This window comes from Streptomyces sp. col6 (assembly GCF_008042035.1).
Taxonomy (GTDB): domain Bacteria; phylum Actinomycetota; class Actinomycetes; order Streptomycetales; family Streptomycetaceae; genus Streptomyces.
In genome coordinates, this window is record NZ_RDBL01000014.1 from 67650 (window position 1) to 83589 (window position 15940).

Below are 15940 nucleotides of genomic sequence, written 5' to 3' on the forward strand. Positions count from 1 at the left end.
CCTCGCGCATGCTCCCTATTTCGGGCCTGTCGCTCGGGTTCACGCCCCTTCCCGGCCCGCTCGGCCACCCGCTCGCGCAGCGGCAGTTGCGCATCTCTGCGTGCCGGACCGTAATTCGCTGGTGCGCCCGCCGGCGGCTCTTGTACGTTGTCATCGCGCCCGCGCCCGGCGATGCGCCCGGCTGCGGCTACTTCCTTCTGACACTCCAAGTGATGCCGCCGCCCAGATTTCTGATCCCGTCGGGCGCGTGCGCCTTCCAAGTTCCTTGAATCCGGGGGGATTCCCTGTCTTTTCACGCTCGACGCGTCTCCAAGGTCTGGTCCGAGATGCTGGTGGCCCCGCATGTCTCGGCCGGCGCCCGCCGGCTCGCCGCCACCCGGCCCGTGCCCGGTTCGACCGTACGGAACCCCCGTACGTACGAGGGCGGTCCGGCCTACGTCCGGGAGCCCCGCGAGGAACTCTTCCTCCTCGCCGTCGCTCACTTCGTCTCCCAGGACACCTTCTACGAGAGCGGCGCGTACCGCGAAGACCGGTACACCGCCCTCGTCGCCCGGCTCGCGGTCGAGCACCCCGCGTGGACGGCCGGCCTGCTGCGCTGGCTGCGCGCCGAGGGCAACATGCGCACCGCGTCCCTGACCGGCGCCGCCGCGTACGTACGCGCACGGCTCGCGGCCGGGAGCTGCGAGGGTCCCTCCAACCGGTCCGTCGTCGACTCGGTGCTCCAGCGCGCCGACGAGCCCGGCGAACTGCTCGCGCACTGGACCGCCACGTACGGGCGCGCGATCCCCCAGCCCGTGAAGCGGGGCGTCGCCGATGCCGTACGCAGGCTCTACACCTCCCGCTCCCTGCTGAAGTACGACACCCCGTCCAAGGGCTTCCGCTTCGGTGACGTGCTCAACCTGGTGCACGCCTCGCCCGACCCGGCCAAGCCCTGGCAGGGGCCGCTCTTCCGTTACGCCCTGGACCGCCGCCACCACCCGGAGCGGGCCGAGGCCCCGGCCGGCGACCGGCTGCTGACCGCCCAGCGGGCGCTGCTGGGCACCCCGGCGGACGAACGGCGGGCCCTGATCACCGGGCCCGGCGGCGCGGAACGCCTCGCCGAGGCCGGCCTGACCTGGGAATCCGTTGCGGGCTGGCTGCACGGGCCCATGGACGCCGCCGTCTGGGAGGCGCTGATCCCCGTCATGGGGCCCATGGCGCTCCTGCGGAACCTGCGCAACTTCGACGAGGCGGGGATCGCGGACGCGGTCGCAAAGCGGGTCGCCGCGCGCATCGCCGACCCCGAGGAGGTGGCCCGCTCCCGGCAGTTCCCGTTCCGCTACCTCGCCGCCCACCAGCACGCCGGGCCGCGCTGGGCCGACGCGCTGGAAGCGGCACTGGGCCACAGCCTGGGGAACGTGCCGGCCCTGCCCGGCCGGACGCTGGTCCTGGTCGACCGGTCCGACTCGATGTTCTGGGACACCTTCTCCGAGCGGTCCACGCTCAGCCGGGCCGACGCGGCCGCCGTGTTCGGCACCGCGCTGGCCCTGCGCGCCGAGCAGGCGGACCTGGTGGAGTTCGGCTGGCGCAGCACCCCCGTGCCGTACGCGTCCGGCGAACCGGTCCTCGACGTGCTGAAGCGGTTCCACAGGCTCGGCGGCACCGACACCACGAAGGCGCTGCGCACCCACTACCGGGACCACGACCGGGTGCTGGTCGTCACCGACGAACAGGCCCTGCCCTACGGGCCCCAGGGGCCCGACCCGGTGCCGCGCCGGGTCCCGGTCCACACCTGGAACCTCGCCGGATACCGGCCGGCCCACGGCCCCACCGGCCCGAACCGGCACACCTTCGGCGGCCTCACCGACGCGGCGTTCCGGATGGCCGTCCTCATCGAGAACGGCCGCCGGGCCGCCTGGCCGTGGGCCGCCGGGGAATGAGTCAGCGGGCCCGGCGCATCCGCAGCGGGGCGTAGACCACCAGAGCCGCGAGGAAGGCGACCCCGTACGCCAGGTCCGCCCCGTGCAGCGCCTCGGCCACCGGGCCCACGTACAGGCCGGTGCTCATGAACGGCACCGCCGCCGCGAAGGCCGCGGCGAAGGCGGCGAGCGCCGGCCACCACGGGCGCGGGCGCGCGTGCTCGGCGGCGAGGTCGACGGGCGCGCCGCGCCGGGCCCTGGCGCGCACCAGCCAGTCCACGGACACGATCGCCACGAAGCCGGGGATCCAGTAGCCGACGAGGAGCAGCACGTTCTGGAAGCGGGCCGTCGTGTCCGCCGCGTGCATCCACAGCACCAGCGGGAAGCCCAGGGCGGCGGCGAGTGCCGCGGCGACCGGGCGGGGTACGCGTACACCCATGGTCTGCAACGCCAGCGAACCGCTGTAGTCGTTCATCGCGTTGCTGCACAGCGCCGCCAGGGCCACCGCGAGCAGCCCGAACGCCCCGAGCACGCCCCCGCCGAGCAAGGTGTCGACGCCACGCGCGGTCTGGTCCGTGAAGACCGAGGCGCCCCACAGCCCGATCGTCTGGACCGCCACGAAGGAGGCACTGATCCCGCCCAGCGTGCACCAGAACATCCGCGGCCGGGACGTCTCGCGCGGCAGATAGCGGCTGAAGTCACTGGCGTACGGGGCCCAGGACAGCGCCAGACTCAGCGCGATGGTGCAGGTCAGGACGAAGGCACCGGCCCGGTCCGCGCCGTGCACGGAACCGCTGGTCACCGGGTCGACACCGTCCAGGAGCTTGGTCGCGAGGACAGCGAAGGCGGCGGCCAGGGCGAACGTCATCACGGTCTGGAGCCGGTGGATCACCTCGTAGCCCAGCACACCGAGCGCGCCCTGCGCGGCCATCATGACGAGGACCCCCAGCCAGAAGGGCCAGCCGCACAGCTGCGCCAGCGCGTCCCCGCCGAACAGCCCGATCAGCGCGTCCCAGGCGATCGACGACAGCCACTGGAGCGCACCCGGCAGCACCACCCCCGGGCCGAACGCCAGCCGTGCGAGCGGCAGTTGTCCGGACCCGGTCCGACTGCCCCAGGTGCCGAGATACGCGGTGGGCGCGGCGCCGATCAGGGTGCCGAGCACGACGGCGGCCAGGGCGGTCGCGAAGTCCAGGCCCAGCGCGATGCCGACGGTGCCGGTGAAGACACCGGTCATGGTCAGGTTGGGTGCGAACCAGACGGTGAACAGCCGTCCGGGGCCGCCGTAGCGCCGGTCCTCGGGAACCGGGGCTATCCCGTGCGCCTCGACGCGCAGATCGCCGGGCGCGGTGGGCATGCGCCCGCCGAAAGCGGCGCGCTCGTCCCGGGCATGCGACAACGACATGAAGACATCCCTCCGCCAGTGCTAACTGGTTCAGGTTCGACGGGTGTGATCTCAGCCCCTGCGCGGGGCACCCCGTGTCCGGTGTGGCGGCCAGGATAGCCGGAGGGATGTGCCGACCGGACCGGGGGTCCGCCGCGTACTCAGAGCCGAAGCGCGCAGCGGAAACCGCCGTGACCTGTGCTGCTGTCGGGAGTGTTGGACGTACGGGCGGCTACCCGGTAGCGGTTGCAGTACGAGCGGTGGCACAGGTGCGAGCCGCCGCGCAGCACCCGGTTGCCGCCCTCGGCCGGCCCGGCCGGATCGAGCCGCGTCTCCGGGCGGTCCGGTACGTGCCAGTGGGCGCTGAACCGGTCGGCGCACCACTCCCACACGTTGCCCGAGACGTTGTACAGGCCATAGCCGTTGGGGGCGTACGCCTTCACGGGCGCGGTGCCCGCGTAGCCGTCCTCCCGGGTGTTGCGGACCGGGAAGTCGCCCTGCCAGATGTTGCAGCGGTGCCGGCCCTTCGGGGTCAGCTCGTCGCCCCAGGGGAAGCGGGCCCGGACCAGCCCGCCCCGCGCCGCCTTCTCCCACTCGGCCTCGGTGGGCAGCCGCTTCCCGGCCCAGCGGGCGTAGGCGGTGGCGTCGTTCCACGACACATGGACCACCGGGTGGTCCCGGCGGTCGCCGATCGTGGTGCCGGGCCCCTCGGGCGCCCGCCAGCAGGCCCCGGCCACCGCGCTCCACCAGGGCGCGCCCGGAACCGTCCCCGGGAGTACGGCGTGGCGCGCCTCGCGGGGGACGAAGGCGCCGAACACGTAGGACCAGCCGATGAGTTCGGCCTCGGTGCGGTAGCCGGTGGCCTTGACGAAGCGGGCGAAACCAGCGTTGGTCACACAGGCCACGTCGATCCGGAACGGGGCGAGCACGACCTCCCGCACGGGCCCCTCCCCGTCGGCGGGGAACGCGTCCGCGTCGGCGCCCCCCATCAGGAACGGCCCGCCGGGCACGACCACGGTGCCGCGCAGCAGGTCGGCGGTGCTCCACTCGGGCACGGCGAAGTCGGCCGGGGGAGCGGTGGTGGCGGTGGCGGCGGCGCTCTCGCGGCCCGGCCCGCAGCAGGCGCTCATCGGGATGTCCCCTCGTTGTCGGCGGCGGCTTCCGGCGCCGGGCGGTCGAGCAGTTCGGCCAGGTCCTGGCCCGTGGTGCGCAGCAGCAGCGCCACACCGCCGAGGGCGGCGGCGTCGCCGCCAAGGGTGGAGCCGCGCACCTCGATGGAGCGCGGGGCGGACGGCAGCGAAAGCGTGGCGATCTGTTCCCTGATCGGGGCGAGGACGAGGTCGTCGAGCACGGCCGGCTCCCCGTAGACGACGACGCACTCCGGATCGACCTGTGCGGCGAGCGCGGCGAGCACCCGGCCGGCGGCGACGGCCGCGCCGCGCAGGACGTCGGCCACCTCCGGCCGGCCGCCGGCGGCGAGGGCGATCAGCTCGTCGGCGTCCCGGACGCCCACGCCGCGCTCGGTGCAGGCGGCGAGCAGGGCCGGGACGGAGATCAGCCCCTCCAGGCAGCCCCGGCCCCCGCAGTGGCAGGGCTTGCCCTCGGGGTCGCAGCTGGTGTGCCCGATCTCGCCGGCCGCGCCGTGGGCGCCGTGCACCAGCGAGCCGTTGACGACGAGTCCGCCGCCGACGCCCTGGGACCAGCGCAGGTAGACAGCGTTTTCGAAGCCTCGTGCCGCCCCCCAGGTGACCTCGGCGAGCGCGGCCAGCCGGGAGTTGTTGTCGGTGAGCACGGGGGCGCCGAAATGCCGGCCGAGTTCCGCGGCGACGTGCCCGGCGAACGGCGTCATCGCGTGACGGTCGGCGGACGCCGGATTCTGCACGAAGCCGGGAAGGCCGAGGCCGATGCCCTGGACCGGGGCGAGGCTGATGCTCTCGCGCCGCACCAGCTCTTCGACGGCGCGGATCGCCTGCGCGGCCCGTTCGGCGGCCTGGCTGTCCGCCGGGACCGGGGCGCTGTACCGGCCGACGATCTCGTGGGCGCAGTTGGCGACGACCACGTGGATGTGGTGGCGCTGGAGGTCGATGCCGATCAGTTCGGCGCCGCGCGAGTTGAGCGAGATCTCCAGGGCCGGCCGGCCGCGCCCCCTCGGCTGCTCGGGGTCGGGGGCCGGCTGCTCCACGACGGCGTTGCGTTCCAGCAGGTCGGACACGATGGCGAACAGGGTCGTACGGGACAGCCCGACCCGGTCCTTGAGCTCGCCCCGGCTGAGCGCCCCCGACCTGCGCAGCTCGCCGAGCACGGCGGCTTCATTGGCTCTGCGCAGGCGCTGGAGGGCATCGGTGCGTTCGGTCATGGACGCATGGTCGATCGGTCAAGGGCTTTCTGTCAACGCGCCGGACGAATTCACACAATGTTTATTCCGGAGGGTTGACGTAAAAAAGTGGGTCTCCCTACAGTTCCCGTCAATCGCCGGAGCCGGAACGCGTCGAGCACCCCGCACCCGCCCGCCCGGCTCCCGTCACCACCCCTGAGCACGACCACCGAAAGGGCGGCCCGAGTGGCTCCGCGCAACGTCCTGTTCCTGATGACCGACCAGCACCGGACCGACACCCTGGGCTGTTACGGCAACCCGCTCGTCGAGACCCCCGCCCTGGACGCCCTCGCGGCCGAGGGCACCCGCTTCGACCGCTTCTACACCCCGACCGCGATCTGCACCCCCGCCCGCGCCTCCCTGGCCACCGGCCTCCACCCGTTCCGCCACGGCATGCTCAACAACCCCGAGCGCAACGGCGGCAGCAAGGACGAGCTGTCCGACGAAAACCCCATGCTGTGGCGTCAGCTGACGGACCAGGGGTACGCCGTCGGGCACGTCGGAAAATGGCACATCGGCCGCGAGCGCGGCCCCGAGTTCTACGGCCTGGACGGCGAACACCTGCCCGGCGCACTCAACCCCGTCCACCACCCCTCCTACGAGAAGTGGCTCGACGAGAACGGCTTCCCGCCGTTCGCGGTGCGCGAGCCCGTCTTCGGGACCGCCGCCAACGGCACCGGGCGCGGCCACCTCATCGCCGGCCGTCTCCAGCAGCCCGCCGAGGCCACCGTCGAGGCGTACCTCACCGACCGTACCCTCGCCCTGCTGGACCGCTACGCCGCGGACCGGAAGGCGACCGGCAGGCCGTTCATGCTCTCCTGCCACTGGTACGGCCCACACCTGCCGTACCTGATCCCCGACGCCTACTACGACCTGTACGACCCCGACGACGTACCGCTGCCCGCCTCCATGGCCGAGACCTTCGCCGGGAAGCCCGAGGTGCAGCGCCAGTACAGCGCGTACTGGTCCTCCGACGCCTTCGACGCCGCCGCCTGGCGCAAGCTCATCGCCGTCTACTGGGGCTACGTCACGATGATCGACCACCAGGTCGGACGCATCGTCGACGCGCTCAGGGGCCACGGACTGTGGGACGACACCGCGGTCTTCTTCACCGCCGACCACGGCGAGTTCACGGGCGCCCACCGGCTCAACGACAAGGGCCCGGCGATGTACGAGGACATCTACCGCATCCCCGGCATCGCCCGCGTCCCCGGCGCCCCCGCCCAGGTCAACGACGACTTCGCCACCCTCGTCGACCTCAACCCGACCATCCTGGAACTCGCCGGCGCGCCCGTGCCCGACCTCTGCGACGGCACCAGCCTGCTGCCCCTGCTCCACGGCGGGAGGGCCGACGCCACCCGCGACCAGGTCGTCACCGAATTCCACGGCCACCACTTCCCGTACTCCCAGCGCATGATCCGCGACCGGCGCCACAAGCTGGTCCACAACCCGGAGAGCGTGCACGAGCTGTACGACCTGGAGGCCGACCCGCACGAGCTGCGCAACGTCTACGAGGCGCCCGCCTACGCGGAGGTCCGCCGCGACCTCACCGTCCGGCTCTACCGCGAGCTGCTTCGCCGCGGCGACCCCGCCTACACCTGGATGAGCTACATGGCCGACATCGGCGGCGGCCGGGCGGCCGACGTCGACGGGGTCGCGGAGGAAGTGGCATGAACGTGCAGGACAAACCCCGCGCACCGCACCGGGCGAAACCCCCGGGCCCGCGGGCCGTTCCCGAACGCGCCGCCAGGACGCCGAAGAAGAGGCGCGGCACCGGCCGGCTCACCTCCGTACTCCTCGGCCTCGCCTCTGCCGCGCTCGGACTCCTCGCCTGGACCGCCCTCGCCGGCAGCGGCATCAACGGCTTCCCCGGACCCGTCGTCGTGGCCCGCCGGGCGGGTGAACTCATCGCGGACGGCACGCTCTTCGAGGACGCGGGCGCCAGCCTGAAGCGCGTTCTCACCGGCTACGTGCTCGGCGTCGCCCTCGCGATCCCCGTCGGCTTCGTCATGGGCTGGTACCCGCTCGTCCGCCGGCTCATGGAGCCCTGGCTCCAGTTCTTCCGCATGGTGCCGCCGCTCGCGATCATCCCGCTCGCCATCGTGCTCATGGGCATCGACGAGACCCCGAAGATCTTCGTGATCTTCCTGGCCGCGTTCCTGTCCTGCGTCGTCTCCACCTTCCAGGGCGTCGTCGCCGTCGACGTCACCCTCGTCAACGCGGCCCGCGTCCTCGGCGCCCGCGACCCCCAGGTCTTCCTCGGCGTCGTCGTGCCCGCGTCCACCCCGTTCATCCTGGTCGGCATGCGCATCGGTCTCGGCGCCTCCTGGGCGACCGTGGTCGCCGCCGAACTCATCGCAGCCCAGGGCGGACTCGGCTACCGGATGCAGCAGGCGCAGGTCTACTACGACCTGCCGACCATCTTCGTCCAGCTCATCGCGATCGGCGCGATCGGACTCGCCATGGACCGGCTGCTCCTCCTCGCCGAGCGCCGGCTCACCCACTGGCAGGAACGGCGGTAACCCATGCCCAGCATCAACTTCCACGACGTGACGAAGGACTTTGCGGTCAAGGACGGCGGCTTCCTCGCCCTGGACCATGTGAATCTGGACATCGAGGACGGCGAGTTCGTCACCGTCGTCGGCCCCTCCGGCTGCGGCAAGAGCACCCTGATGAACATCGCCGCGGGACTCCTCGACGCCACCGGCGGCGAAGTCCTCGTCGACGGAGCACCCGTCAGCGGCCCCGCACCCGAACGCGGCGTCATCTTCCAGCAGTACGCCCTCTTCCCCTGGATGACCGTCGCCGCCAACGTCGAGTACGGCCTCAAGGTCGCCGGGGTCAGGAAGCAGGAACGCCGCCGCCGGGCCCGCGAGGTCATCGAGCTCGTCGGCCTCACCGACTTCGCCGACGCCCTGCCCAAGACCCTCTCCGGCGGCATGAAACAGCGCTGCGCCATCGCCCGCGCCTACGCCGTGAATCCCAAGGTGCTCCTGATGGACGAGCCCTTCGGCGCCCTCGACTCGCTCACCCGGGTCCGCATGCAGGAATCGCTCCTGGACACCTGGGGCCGCGACCGGCGCACCGTCATGTTCATCACCCACGACGTCGACGAGGCGGTCTTCCTCGCCAACCGCGTCGTCGTCATGGCGGCCCGCCCCGGCCGCGTCCACACCGTCATCCCGGTCACGCTGCCCTACCCGCGCACCGAGGAACACCGCCTGTCGCCGGAGTTCGCCGCACTGCGCGCCCAAGTGTGGCACGCCGTGCACCACCAGCCCGCCCCGCTCGAAGGAATCGCGTCATGAAGCCGATCCGTGCCGCCCGCCGCCGCGCGGCGGGCCTGTTCCTCGCCCTGGCACTTGTCGCCACCGCGGCCGGCTGCGGAGACGACTCCTCGTCCGACGCGGCCGGCGGCCCGGCGAAGGTGACCTTCGGGTACATCGCCGACTACAGCGGTGCCGCCGCCCTCGCGGTCGCCCGGAAGCAGGGCCTCTGGAAGAAGGCCGGAGTCACCCCCGAACTCAAGGTCTTCACCAACGGACCCCTCCAGGTCCAGGCCCTGGGCACCGGCGACCTGGACTTCGGCTACCTCGGCCCCGGCGCCCTCTGGCTGCCCGCCTCCGGCCGCGCCTCCATCGTCTCCGTCAACATGCTTGGCCTCGCCGACCGGGTCATCGCCCGCCCCGGCTCCGGAATCGACAGGCCCGCCGACCTCAAGGGCAAGAAGGTGGCCGTCGCCGAGGGCACCTCCGGCGACATGATCCTCAACCTCGCGCTCGCCGGGGCCGGGCTGGAGCCCGACGACATCACCAAGGTCGCCATGGACGCCTCGACCGTCGTCACGGCGTTCTCCTCCGGCCAGGTCGACGCGGCCGCCACCTGGTACCCGCTGATCGACACCATGAAGAAGAAGGTCCCGGACCTCAAGGAGATCAGCCGCACCGAGGACTACTACCCGAAGCTCACCTTCCCGAATGTCTTCGTCACCCAGCCGAAGCTGGCCTCCTCCGACCCCGCGCTCGTCAAGAAGGTGACCGGGGTCCTCAAGGCGGCCGGTGACTGGATCGCGGCCCACCCCGAGGAATCGGAGTCGGTCACCGCCGACTTCCTGAAGCTGCCGGCCGGGCAGCTCAAGGGCTCCACGAAGTACGTGAAGATCCTGCCCTCCGACGAGCTGACGAAGCTCACCCGGGACGGCACGGTCGACGGCTGGTTCGACGAACTGGCCGCCACCTTCCACCGGATGGGCAAGCTGCCCGACCCGGGCAAGGCCCAGGACTACTACCTCGGCGACCTCTATGCCGCAGCCCGAAAGGCGGACCGCTCATGAACGACTCGCCGCACCACCACACCACCGCGTCCGACGGGGTGGGACGACGCGGCTTCCTCGTCGGAGCCGCAGGGCTCGCCGGGGCCGCCCTCCTGGCCGGGACCACCACCACGGGGGCCGTCGCGGCCGGCGGACCGCTCCGGGTCACCTCCGGCGGCCGGGCCCGCGCCTCCATCCTGTGGTGGGGCGACGGCAGCGCCGCGTTTGCCGCCGCCGAGCTGCGCGACTACCTCCGCGCGATCACAGGCGTCCGCCTCCCGCTGCGCACCGCCCCCGCACCCGCCGGCCCGCCCGAGGGCGTCACCGGCCTGGTCGCCCTGCACACCGGCACCGGCGGCGGCCGCATCCCCGCAGACCGCCTCGCCGACGCCGGACGGGAACTCTCCGGCGCCCTCGAGGACTCCTTCACCCTGCTCGGTGACGACACCTGCCTCCTGCTGACGGGGCACGGCGACCGGGCCCCGCTGTACGCGGTGTACGCCCTCCTGGAACGCGCCGGCGTCCGCTTCTTCGCCCCCGCCTTCCCCGCGTACGAGGGCCACCACGAACACGTACCGCACACCCGCGACCTCGCCCTGCCGCCCGTACGCCACACCGACCGGCCCGCCACCGGGCTGCGGCGGCAGTACGCCGAGGAGGGGTTCAGCCACACCGCCGCCAGCCTGCCGCCGCTGCTCGACTGGATGGCCAAGAACCGGCTCAACACCTTCGTGTACCCGACCGACTACCTGGGCCTCGGCGTCACCGCGTACGACAAGGTGCGCGGCGTACTGGCCCGCGAGGCCGGCCGGCGCGGCCTGCGGATCGAGACCGGCGGCCACGGCTACGACAGCTTCCTGCCCAGGGCCGACTATCCGCAGTACTACGAGTCGGGCGGCCCGGTGTTCGACCTCTACAACCCCGAGGCGCTCGACGCCTACGTGGCCAAGGTCGTCGCCTTCCTCCGGGAGCGCCCGGAGATCACGGTCTTCGACTGCTGGCCCCCGGACGTCGGCGCCTTCCAGAAGCCGGTCCTCGACCGGTACGGCACCGCCTCCAACGCCGAGTCGGTCGTCGTCAACGAACTGGCCCGGGTGCTGCGCCGGGAGCTGCCCGGCGTCCGCGTCGAGCGCATCGCGTACGCGTCCACCGTGCGCCCGCCCGACGCGGAGCACGCGAGCGACCCCGACGTCATCGTGGACTTCGCCGCCTACTCCCGTACCTACGACGGCCACCTCGGCGACCCGGCCGTCAAGCCCAACGTCCCCTTCGCGGACGCGCTGCGCGCCTGGCGGGCCACGCACACCGGGCCGCTCGCCATGTACGAGTACTACCGGCGCTACCGCTGGCGCAGCCTGCCCGTGCACCCGCTGACCACCATCGCGGGCGACCTCGTGTTCGAGGCGGGGCTCGGTCTCGACGGGATCGGCATGTACAGCGAACCCGGCGACTGGATCACGTACGAACACGTGCAGAGCCTGGTCGCCGCGCTGGCCTGGGACGGCTCGCTGGACGGGGAGGCGTTCCTCGACGGCTATCTGCACGCCCGCTTCGGCGAGGGCGCGGTGCCCGCGATGCGCCGCTACTACGACCTGACCCGGCCGGACCCGGACACGCACACCCCCGCCGCGCTCACCACCGTGTACGGACAGGCGCGTGCGGCGCTGGGGGAGGCGGCCGGACAGGTGACGGACGCGGCGCCCCGCACGGTCCTGGACCGGCTGACCCGCAACGCCGACCTCGCGCTGGCCGACATGCGCGTCGGCCTGGCACCGGCCGGCAGCGCCGAACTCGACGCCGCGCGCCGGGAGTACCGCGCGCTGGTCCACCGCAACCGGTTCAACGGGATCTGCCTGCCGAACATGCAGGCGTGGTGGCGCTGGAACGGCCCGCAGAGCCAGGCCCCGTACGACGACGCGACGATCCGGCAGGCCGTCGTCGACACCTACGCGAGCCCCGCCGCCGGGTTCGGCGACCCGGGGGCCGTCGTGCTGGAACGCGGCGGCGACACCGTGCGGCTCGACGTGGAGGCCCAGGACGTCGACTTCACCGGCCACACCGTGCTCTGGACGGCCACCGCGCCGGACGGCGTCCGCGTCGAGCCGTCCCACGGCACGCTGCGGGTGCGCGGCACGCGCGGCGACGCCCAGCGGGTCGGGGTCGGCGCGACGGCGGACGCGGCGCCCGGCACCGGCCTGATCACTCTGGAGTTCCGGCTCGCGGACGGCACACCCCTCGTGGCGTCCCAGGTGGTGACCGACATCCGCTGACCGCCACCCGAACACCGGCAGCCCTCGACCCGCACGGCCCAGCACGACCGGCTCCACGGACCACGGAAACGCACCATGAGCACACCAGCGAAAGGGCGTCCATGACCCACCACCCCCACCGGCCACGCACGCGGTCGCGTCTCTTACGGCGGCGCGCGGTCGTCGCCTCTCTGGCCACCGGACTCGCACTGTCCCTGTTCTCCCCGCACCCGGTCTCCGCGCACCCCGCGCGGCAGGCCGGGCCGGCGGCGGCCGAGGCCACCACGCACCGCTTCCCGGGCAACGACCACCGCCCGCACACGGTCACCTGGGACGAGAAGTCGCTCAGGATCGACGGCGAGCGGCTGGTCGTGTGGTCCGGCGAGTTCCACTACTGGCGGCTGCCCAGCCCCGGCCAGTGGCGCGACGTCCTGCAGAAGCTCAAGGCGTCCGGCTTCAACGCCGTCTCGCTCTACTTCTTCTGGGGCTACCACTCCTCGAAGCCCGGCTCGTACGACTTCAGCGGCGTCCGCGACATCGACCGGCTGCTGACCATGGCCGAACAGGAGGGCCTCTACGTCATCGCCCGCCCCGGCCCGTACATCAACGCCGAAGTGAGCATGGGCGGGCTTCCCCCGTACATGAACACCTACGGCGGCGAGCAGCGCACCGCCGACCCGCAGAACCTCGCGGCCGACCTGGAGTGGCTCAAGGCCGTCAACGGCATCATCGGGCGGCACCAGATCACCGACGGGGGCGGCAGCGTCATCGCCTACCAGGTGGAGAACGAGCAGATCGACAACTCGGCCGCGCACATCGACTACATCGAGAAGCTGCAGAGCGCCGTCGTCGGCCAGGGCGTCACCGTGCCGCTGTTCCACAACGACTACGGCAACGGCCACGGCTGGAACGCCCCCGGCGGCCCCGGCGGTTCCAAGCTCGGCCTCTACGCTTTCGACACCTATCCGCTGGGCTTCGACTGCGCGGGTGCCCGGAAGAAGCTGAAGGACTACGAGTCCCGGGTGCGCGGCTACTCGCCCGGCACCCCGGTCTTCGTCGCGGAGGGGCAGGGCGGCGCGTTCACCGCGTGGGGCCGCGACTTCCAGACGAGCGAGTGCGCGAAGTTCGCCGACGAGGCGTTCACCCGCCAGTTCGCCGTGCACAACCTCGCCAATGGGGCCACCCTCTCCAACACCTACATGGAGTACGGCGGCACCAACTGGGGCTGGACCGGCGACCCCGGCTCCGGCTTCACCTCCTACGACTACGGGGCGGCGATCGCCGAGAACCGCGCGATCACCCCGAAGCTCGCCGTGCAGAAGGAGTTCGGCTACCTCCAGAGCGCCGTCCGGCCGATCGCCTCCGCCGTGCCCGACACCGCCCCCGAGGCCGCCGTCACGGGCGGCGGCCCGGTCACGGCCCAGCAGCGCCGCTCCACCGAGCAGGCGGACGAGACCTCGGTTTCGGGCAACGGCATGCGGCTCATCACGCTGCGCCACCCCGACTCCAACGACACCACGACCAGCCGTGTCACCTTCCCCCTGGCATGGGGCGCCGGCGCCGCGTACGCGCGCGTCCCGCAGAAGCCGGACACCGCCGTCACGGTGGCCGGGAGGGATGCCACCACCCTCGTGGCGGACTACGCCTTCGACACGCACCGACTTGTCTATTCCACCTCGCAATTGCTCACCCGGCTGACCGCCGGACGCGATCTGCTCGTCCTCGACGGCGCGAGGGGCACGGACGGCGAAACCGTCCTGCGGTACGCGAAGCGGCCCCGGGTCACCACCGTGGACGGCGACCCGGTGGAGACCACCTGGGACCCCGTACGCAAGGACCTGCGGCTGAACTACGCGCACGGCGCCGCCAGGACCGTACGCATCACGGGCGGGGGCAGCCGGGACCTCACCGTCCTGATCGGCGACCGGGAAGCCGTGGCGACGATCTGGCAGCTCGACGCGAGCGGCGGCCAGGTCCTGGTCACCGGCCCGGAACTCGCCCGCACCGCCCGGGTGTCGGGGAGCCGGCTCGACCTCACCGGGGACACCCGTGAGGCCGGCCCGGTGCGGATCTTCGCGCCCGCCGGGGTGAGGACCCTGACCTGGAACGGCCGGACCGTAACGGTGCGGCGCGACGCCGCCGGGGCGCTCACCGGCCGGCTGCCGGGCCCGGCCGACGTCCAGGTGCCCGCCCTGGACACCTGGCGCACCTCCGCCTCCGACCCCGAGCGCACCGCGGACTTCGACGACTCCACGTGGGTCCGGGCGGACCGCACCACCGCCGCCAACACCCGGCACGGGCCCGGCGCGGCCTCCGGAGTCGTCCTGGACACGGACGAGTACGGCTTCCACGAGGGCGACACCTGGTACCGGGGCCACTACACGCCCACCGAGGCGGGCAGCACGGTCGACGTGACGGCCAGGACGGGGACCGCCGGCCACGCCCTGGTCTGGCTCGACGGCCACTACCTGGGCGCGCAGGGCGACGGCAGCTCCACGTACACCGTCCCCGCGGGCCTGGCCGAACCCGGCAGGCCCGCCGTACTGGCGATCCTGGTACGGAACATGGGCCAGTACGAGGACTGGAGCTCCGACGGCCGCTCCAAGGGCGGACGCGGTCTGGCCGATGTCGGCATCGCCGGCGCCGGGAAGACCGAGTGGCGGATCCAGGGCGCCGAGGGCGGCGACCGGCCCGCCGACACCGCACGCGGGCTCTACAACAACGGCGGCCTGTACGGGGAACGCCTCGGCTGGCACCTGCCGGGTGCGCCGGACGCGTCATGGGCGCGCACCGCCTCGCTCAAGAGCGACCGGCCGGGCGTGCGGTGGTACCGCACCACGGCCCGGCTCGACCTGCCCGACGGCGCCGACACCGCGCTCGGACTGCGCATCGAGGACGCCGGGGGACGGACGGACAAGTACCGCGTCCAGATCTTCGTCAACGGCTGGAACACCGGGCAGTACGTCAACAACGTGGGCCCGCAGCAGGAGTTCGTCATCCCGTCCGGCTTCCTGGATCCGCACGGCGAGAACACCGTCGCGCTCGCGGTCACCGCGGAGCAGAGCGGCGTGGGCCCGGACTCGGTGCGGCTGGTGAACCAGGGCACCGTGCTCGGGGGCGTCGGCGGCGGGCAGAACGCGGCTCCCGACTACGCGGACGTGTTCCCGCGGTGACGGACGGACGCGCGCCCCGGAGGTCCGCCGGGGCGCGCGTCCGCGCTCAGCTGAAAAGCTTCGTCACGAACCCGGAGAGGTTCGCCACCGTACGGGCGATCTGCTCCTCGGTGGTCAGGCTCTCCTTGAAGCGGGCGCCGGAGTCCACCGCCTTCTTCCCGCGCACGTACAGCGAGCAGGCCAGGTCGGTGCACATGTACAGGCCGACCGAATTGCCCTCGCGCCCGGCGGGACCGGTCTTGCGGGCGGTCATCAGGGAGACCCCGCTGCCCGGGTGCGTGGTCAGGCAGAGCGAGCACATGCTCCGGTGCAGGAAGCCGCGCTGCTGGGACGGGAAGCGCAGCGAGATCCCGGTGAGCTCGCCCGCGTGCTCGGTGACGATGTAGCTGCGTCCCGGCGCTGACAGGTCGCGCCAGCCCAGGAAGTCGAGGTCGTCCCAGGGCAGCTCCTCGAAGTCCCTGGGCAGCGGCAGACGCTTGGCTTCCCCCTTGGAGCAATTCACGAACGATGAGCGGATGTCCTGCTCGGTCACGGCCTTCATACCCACGAA

The 15940-nt window shown here is 72.6% G+C and carries 11 protein-coding genes and 1 riboswitch; of the genes, 7 read left to right on the forward strand and 4 right to left on the reverse strand.

Annotated elements, in window-relative coordinates; translation table 11 throughout:
- Positions 1–326: 326 nt before the first annotated feature.
- Complete coding sequence (locus EAO73_RS24085) at positions 327–1919, forward strand: TROVE domain-containing protein (protein WP_147973664.1); 1593 nt, start codon at positions 327–329, stop codon at positions 1917–1919.
- Position 1920: 1 nt separating this feature from the next.
- Here the strand turns inward: EAO73_RS24085 and EAO73_RS24090 are convergent, their stop codons facing one another.
- The 3 genes from EAO73_RS24090 to EAO73_RS24100 all read right to left on the reverse strand — a co-directional run bounded on the left by EAO73_RS24090 (position 1921) and on the right by EAO73_RS24100 (position 5638).
- On the reverse strand, positions 1921–3303 hold the full coding sequence (locus EAO73_RS24090; protein WP_147973665.1) for a purine-cytosine permease family protein: 1383 nt from the start codon (positions 3301–3303) through the stop codon (positions 1921–1923).
- Positions 3294–3388: riboswitch (TPP riboswitch) on the reverse strand. It overlaps the preceding gene by 10 nt.
- Before the next feature lie 55 nt (positions 3389–3443).
- Positions 3444–4412 (reverse strand): formylglycine-generating enzyme family protein, encoded by a 969-nt coding sequence (locus tag EAO73_RS24095; protein ID WP_147973666.1) that lies wholly within the window; start codon positions 4410–4412, stop codon positions 3444–3446.
- Entirely contained in the window at positions 4409–5638 is a 1230-nt protein-coding gene (locus tag EAO73_RS24100) for an ROK family transcriptional regulator (protein ID WP_147973667.1), read from the reverse strand. The genes EAO73_RS24095 and EAO73_RS24100 overlap by 4 nt, the downstream gene beginning before the upstream one ends.
- A gap of 204 nt (positions 5639–5842) precedes the next feature.
- On the opposite strand from EAO73_RS24100, the gene EAO73_RS24105 reads away from it, so the two are divergent.
- The 6 genes from EAO73_RS24105 to EAO73_RS24130 all read left to right on the forward strand — a co-directional run bounded on the left by EAO73_RS24105 (position 5843) and on the right by EAO73_RS24130 (position 15390).
- Positions 5843–7330: a sulfatase-like hydrolase/transferase gene (locus tag EAO73_RS24105; protein WP_147973668.1), complete on the forward strand. Its 1488-nt coding sequence runs from the start codon at positions 5843–5845 to the stop codon at positions 7328–7330.
- Positions 7327–8178 carry an ABC transporter permease gene (locus tag EAO73_RS24110; protein WP_147973669.1) on the forward strand — a complete coding sequence of 284 codons (852 nt, stop codon included), beginning with the start codon at positions 7327–7329 and terminating at the stop codon, positions 8176–8178. Before EAO73_RS24105 ends, EAO73_RS24110 begins: the two co-directional genes overlap by 4 nt.
- A 3-nt stretch (positions 8179–8181) precedes the next feature.
- A complete protein-coding gene (locus EAO73_RS24115) occupies positions 8182–8964 on the forward strand; it encodes an ABC transporter ATP-binding protein (RefSeq protein WP_147973670.1) in 783 nt (260 codons plus the stop codon).
- The gene (locus EAO73_RS24120) at positions 8961–9989 is read left to right on the forward strand and encodes an aliphatic sulfonate ABC transporter substrate-binding protein (protein WP_147973671.1); all 1029 of its coding nucleotides are present in this window, start codon (positions 8961–8963) and stop codon (positions 9987–9989) included. The genes EAO73_RS24115 and EAO73_RS24120 overlap by 4 nt, the downstream gene beginning before the upstream one ends.
- Entirely contained in the window at positions 9986–12238 is a 2253-nt protein-coding gene (locus EAO73_RS24125) for a DUF4838 domain-containing protein (protein WP_147973672.1), read from the forward strand. Before EAO73_RS24120 ends, EAO73_RS24125 begins: the two co-directional genes overlap by 4 nt.
- A 101-nt stretch (positions 12239–12339) precedes the next feature.
- The gene (locus tag EAO73_RS24130) at positions 12340–15390 is read left to right on the forward strand and encodes a beta-galactosidase (RefSeq protein WP_147973673.1); all 3051 of its coding nucleotides are present in this window, start codon (positions 12340–12342) and stop codon (positions 15388–15390) included.
- Between the two features lie 46 nt (positions 15391–15436).
- Here the strand turns inward: EAO73_RS24130 and EAO73_RS24135 are convergent, their stop codons facing one another.
- Positions 15437–15931, reverse strand: coding sequence for an FBP domain-containing protein (locus EAO73_RS24135; protein ID WP_147973674.1), 495 nt, complete (start codon positions 15929–15931; stop codon positions 15437–15439).
- Between the last annotated feature and the right edge of the window lie 9 nt (positions 15932–15940).

Coding starts and splice junctions, on each gene's coding strand:
- EAO73_RS24135 (WP_147973674.1), bottom strand. CDS start 15,931: ATGAAGGCCGTGACCGAGCAGGACATCCGCTCATCGTTCGTGAATTGC.
- EAO73_RS24125 (WP_147973672.1), top strand. CDS start 9,986: ATGAACGACTCGCCGCACCACCACACCACCGCGTCCGACGGGGTGGGA.
- EAO73_RS24090 (WP_147973665.1), bottom strand. CDS start 3,303: ATGTCGTTGTCGCATGCCCGGGACGAGCGCGCCGCTTTCGGCGGGCGC.
- EAO73_RS24100 (WP_147973667.1), bottom strand. CDS start 5,638: ATGACCGAACGCACCGATGCCCTCCAGCGCCTGCGCAGAGCCAATGAA.
- EAO73_RS24110 (WP_147973669.1), top strand. CDS start 7,327: ATGAACGTGCAGGACAAACCCCGCGCACCGCACCGGGCGAAACCCCCG.
- EAO73_RS24095 (WP_147973666.1), bottom strand. CDS start 4,412: ATGAGCGCCTGCTGCGGGCCGGGCCGCGAGAGCGCCGCCGCCACCGCC.
- EAO73_RS24115 (WP_147973670.1), top strand. CDS start 8,182: ATGCCCAGCATCAACTTCCACGACGTGACGAAGGACTTTGCGGTCAAG.
- EAO73_RS24130 (WP_147973673.1), top strand. CDS start 12,340: ATGACCCACCACCCCCACCGGCCACGCACGCGGTCGCGTCTCTTACGG.
- EAO73_RS24085 (WP_147973664.1), top strand. CDS start 327: ATGCTGGTGGCCCCGCATGTCTCGGCCGGCGCCCGCCGGCTCGCCGCC.
- EAO73_RS24120 (WP_147973671.1), top strand. CDS start 8,961: ATGAAGCCGATCCGTGCCGCCCGCCGCCGCGCGGCGGGCCTGTTCCTC.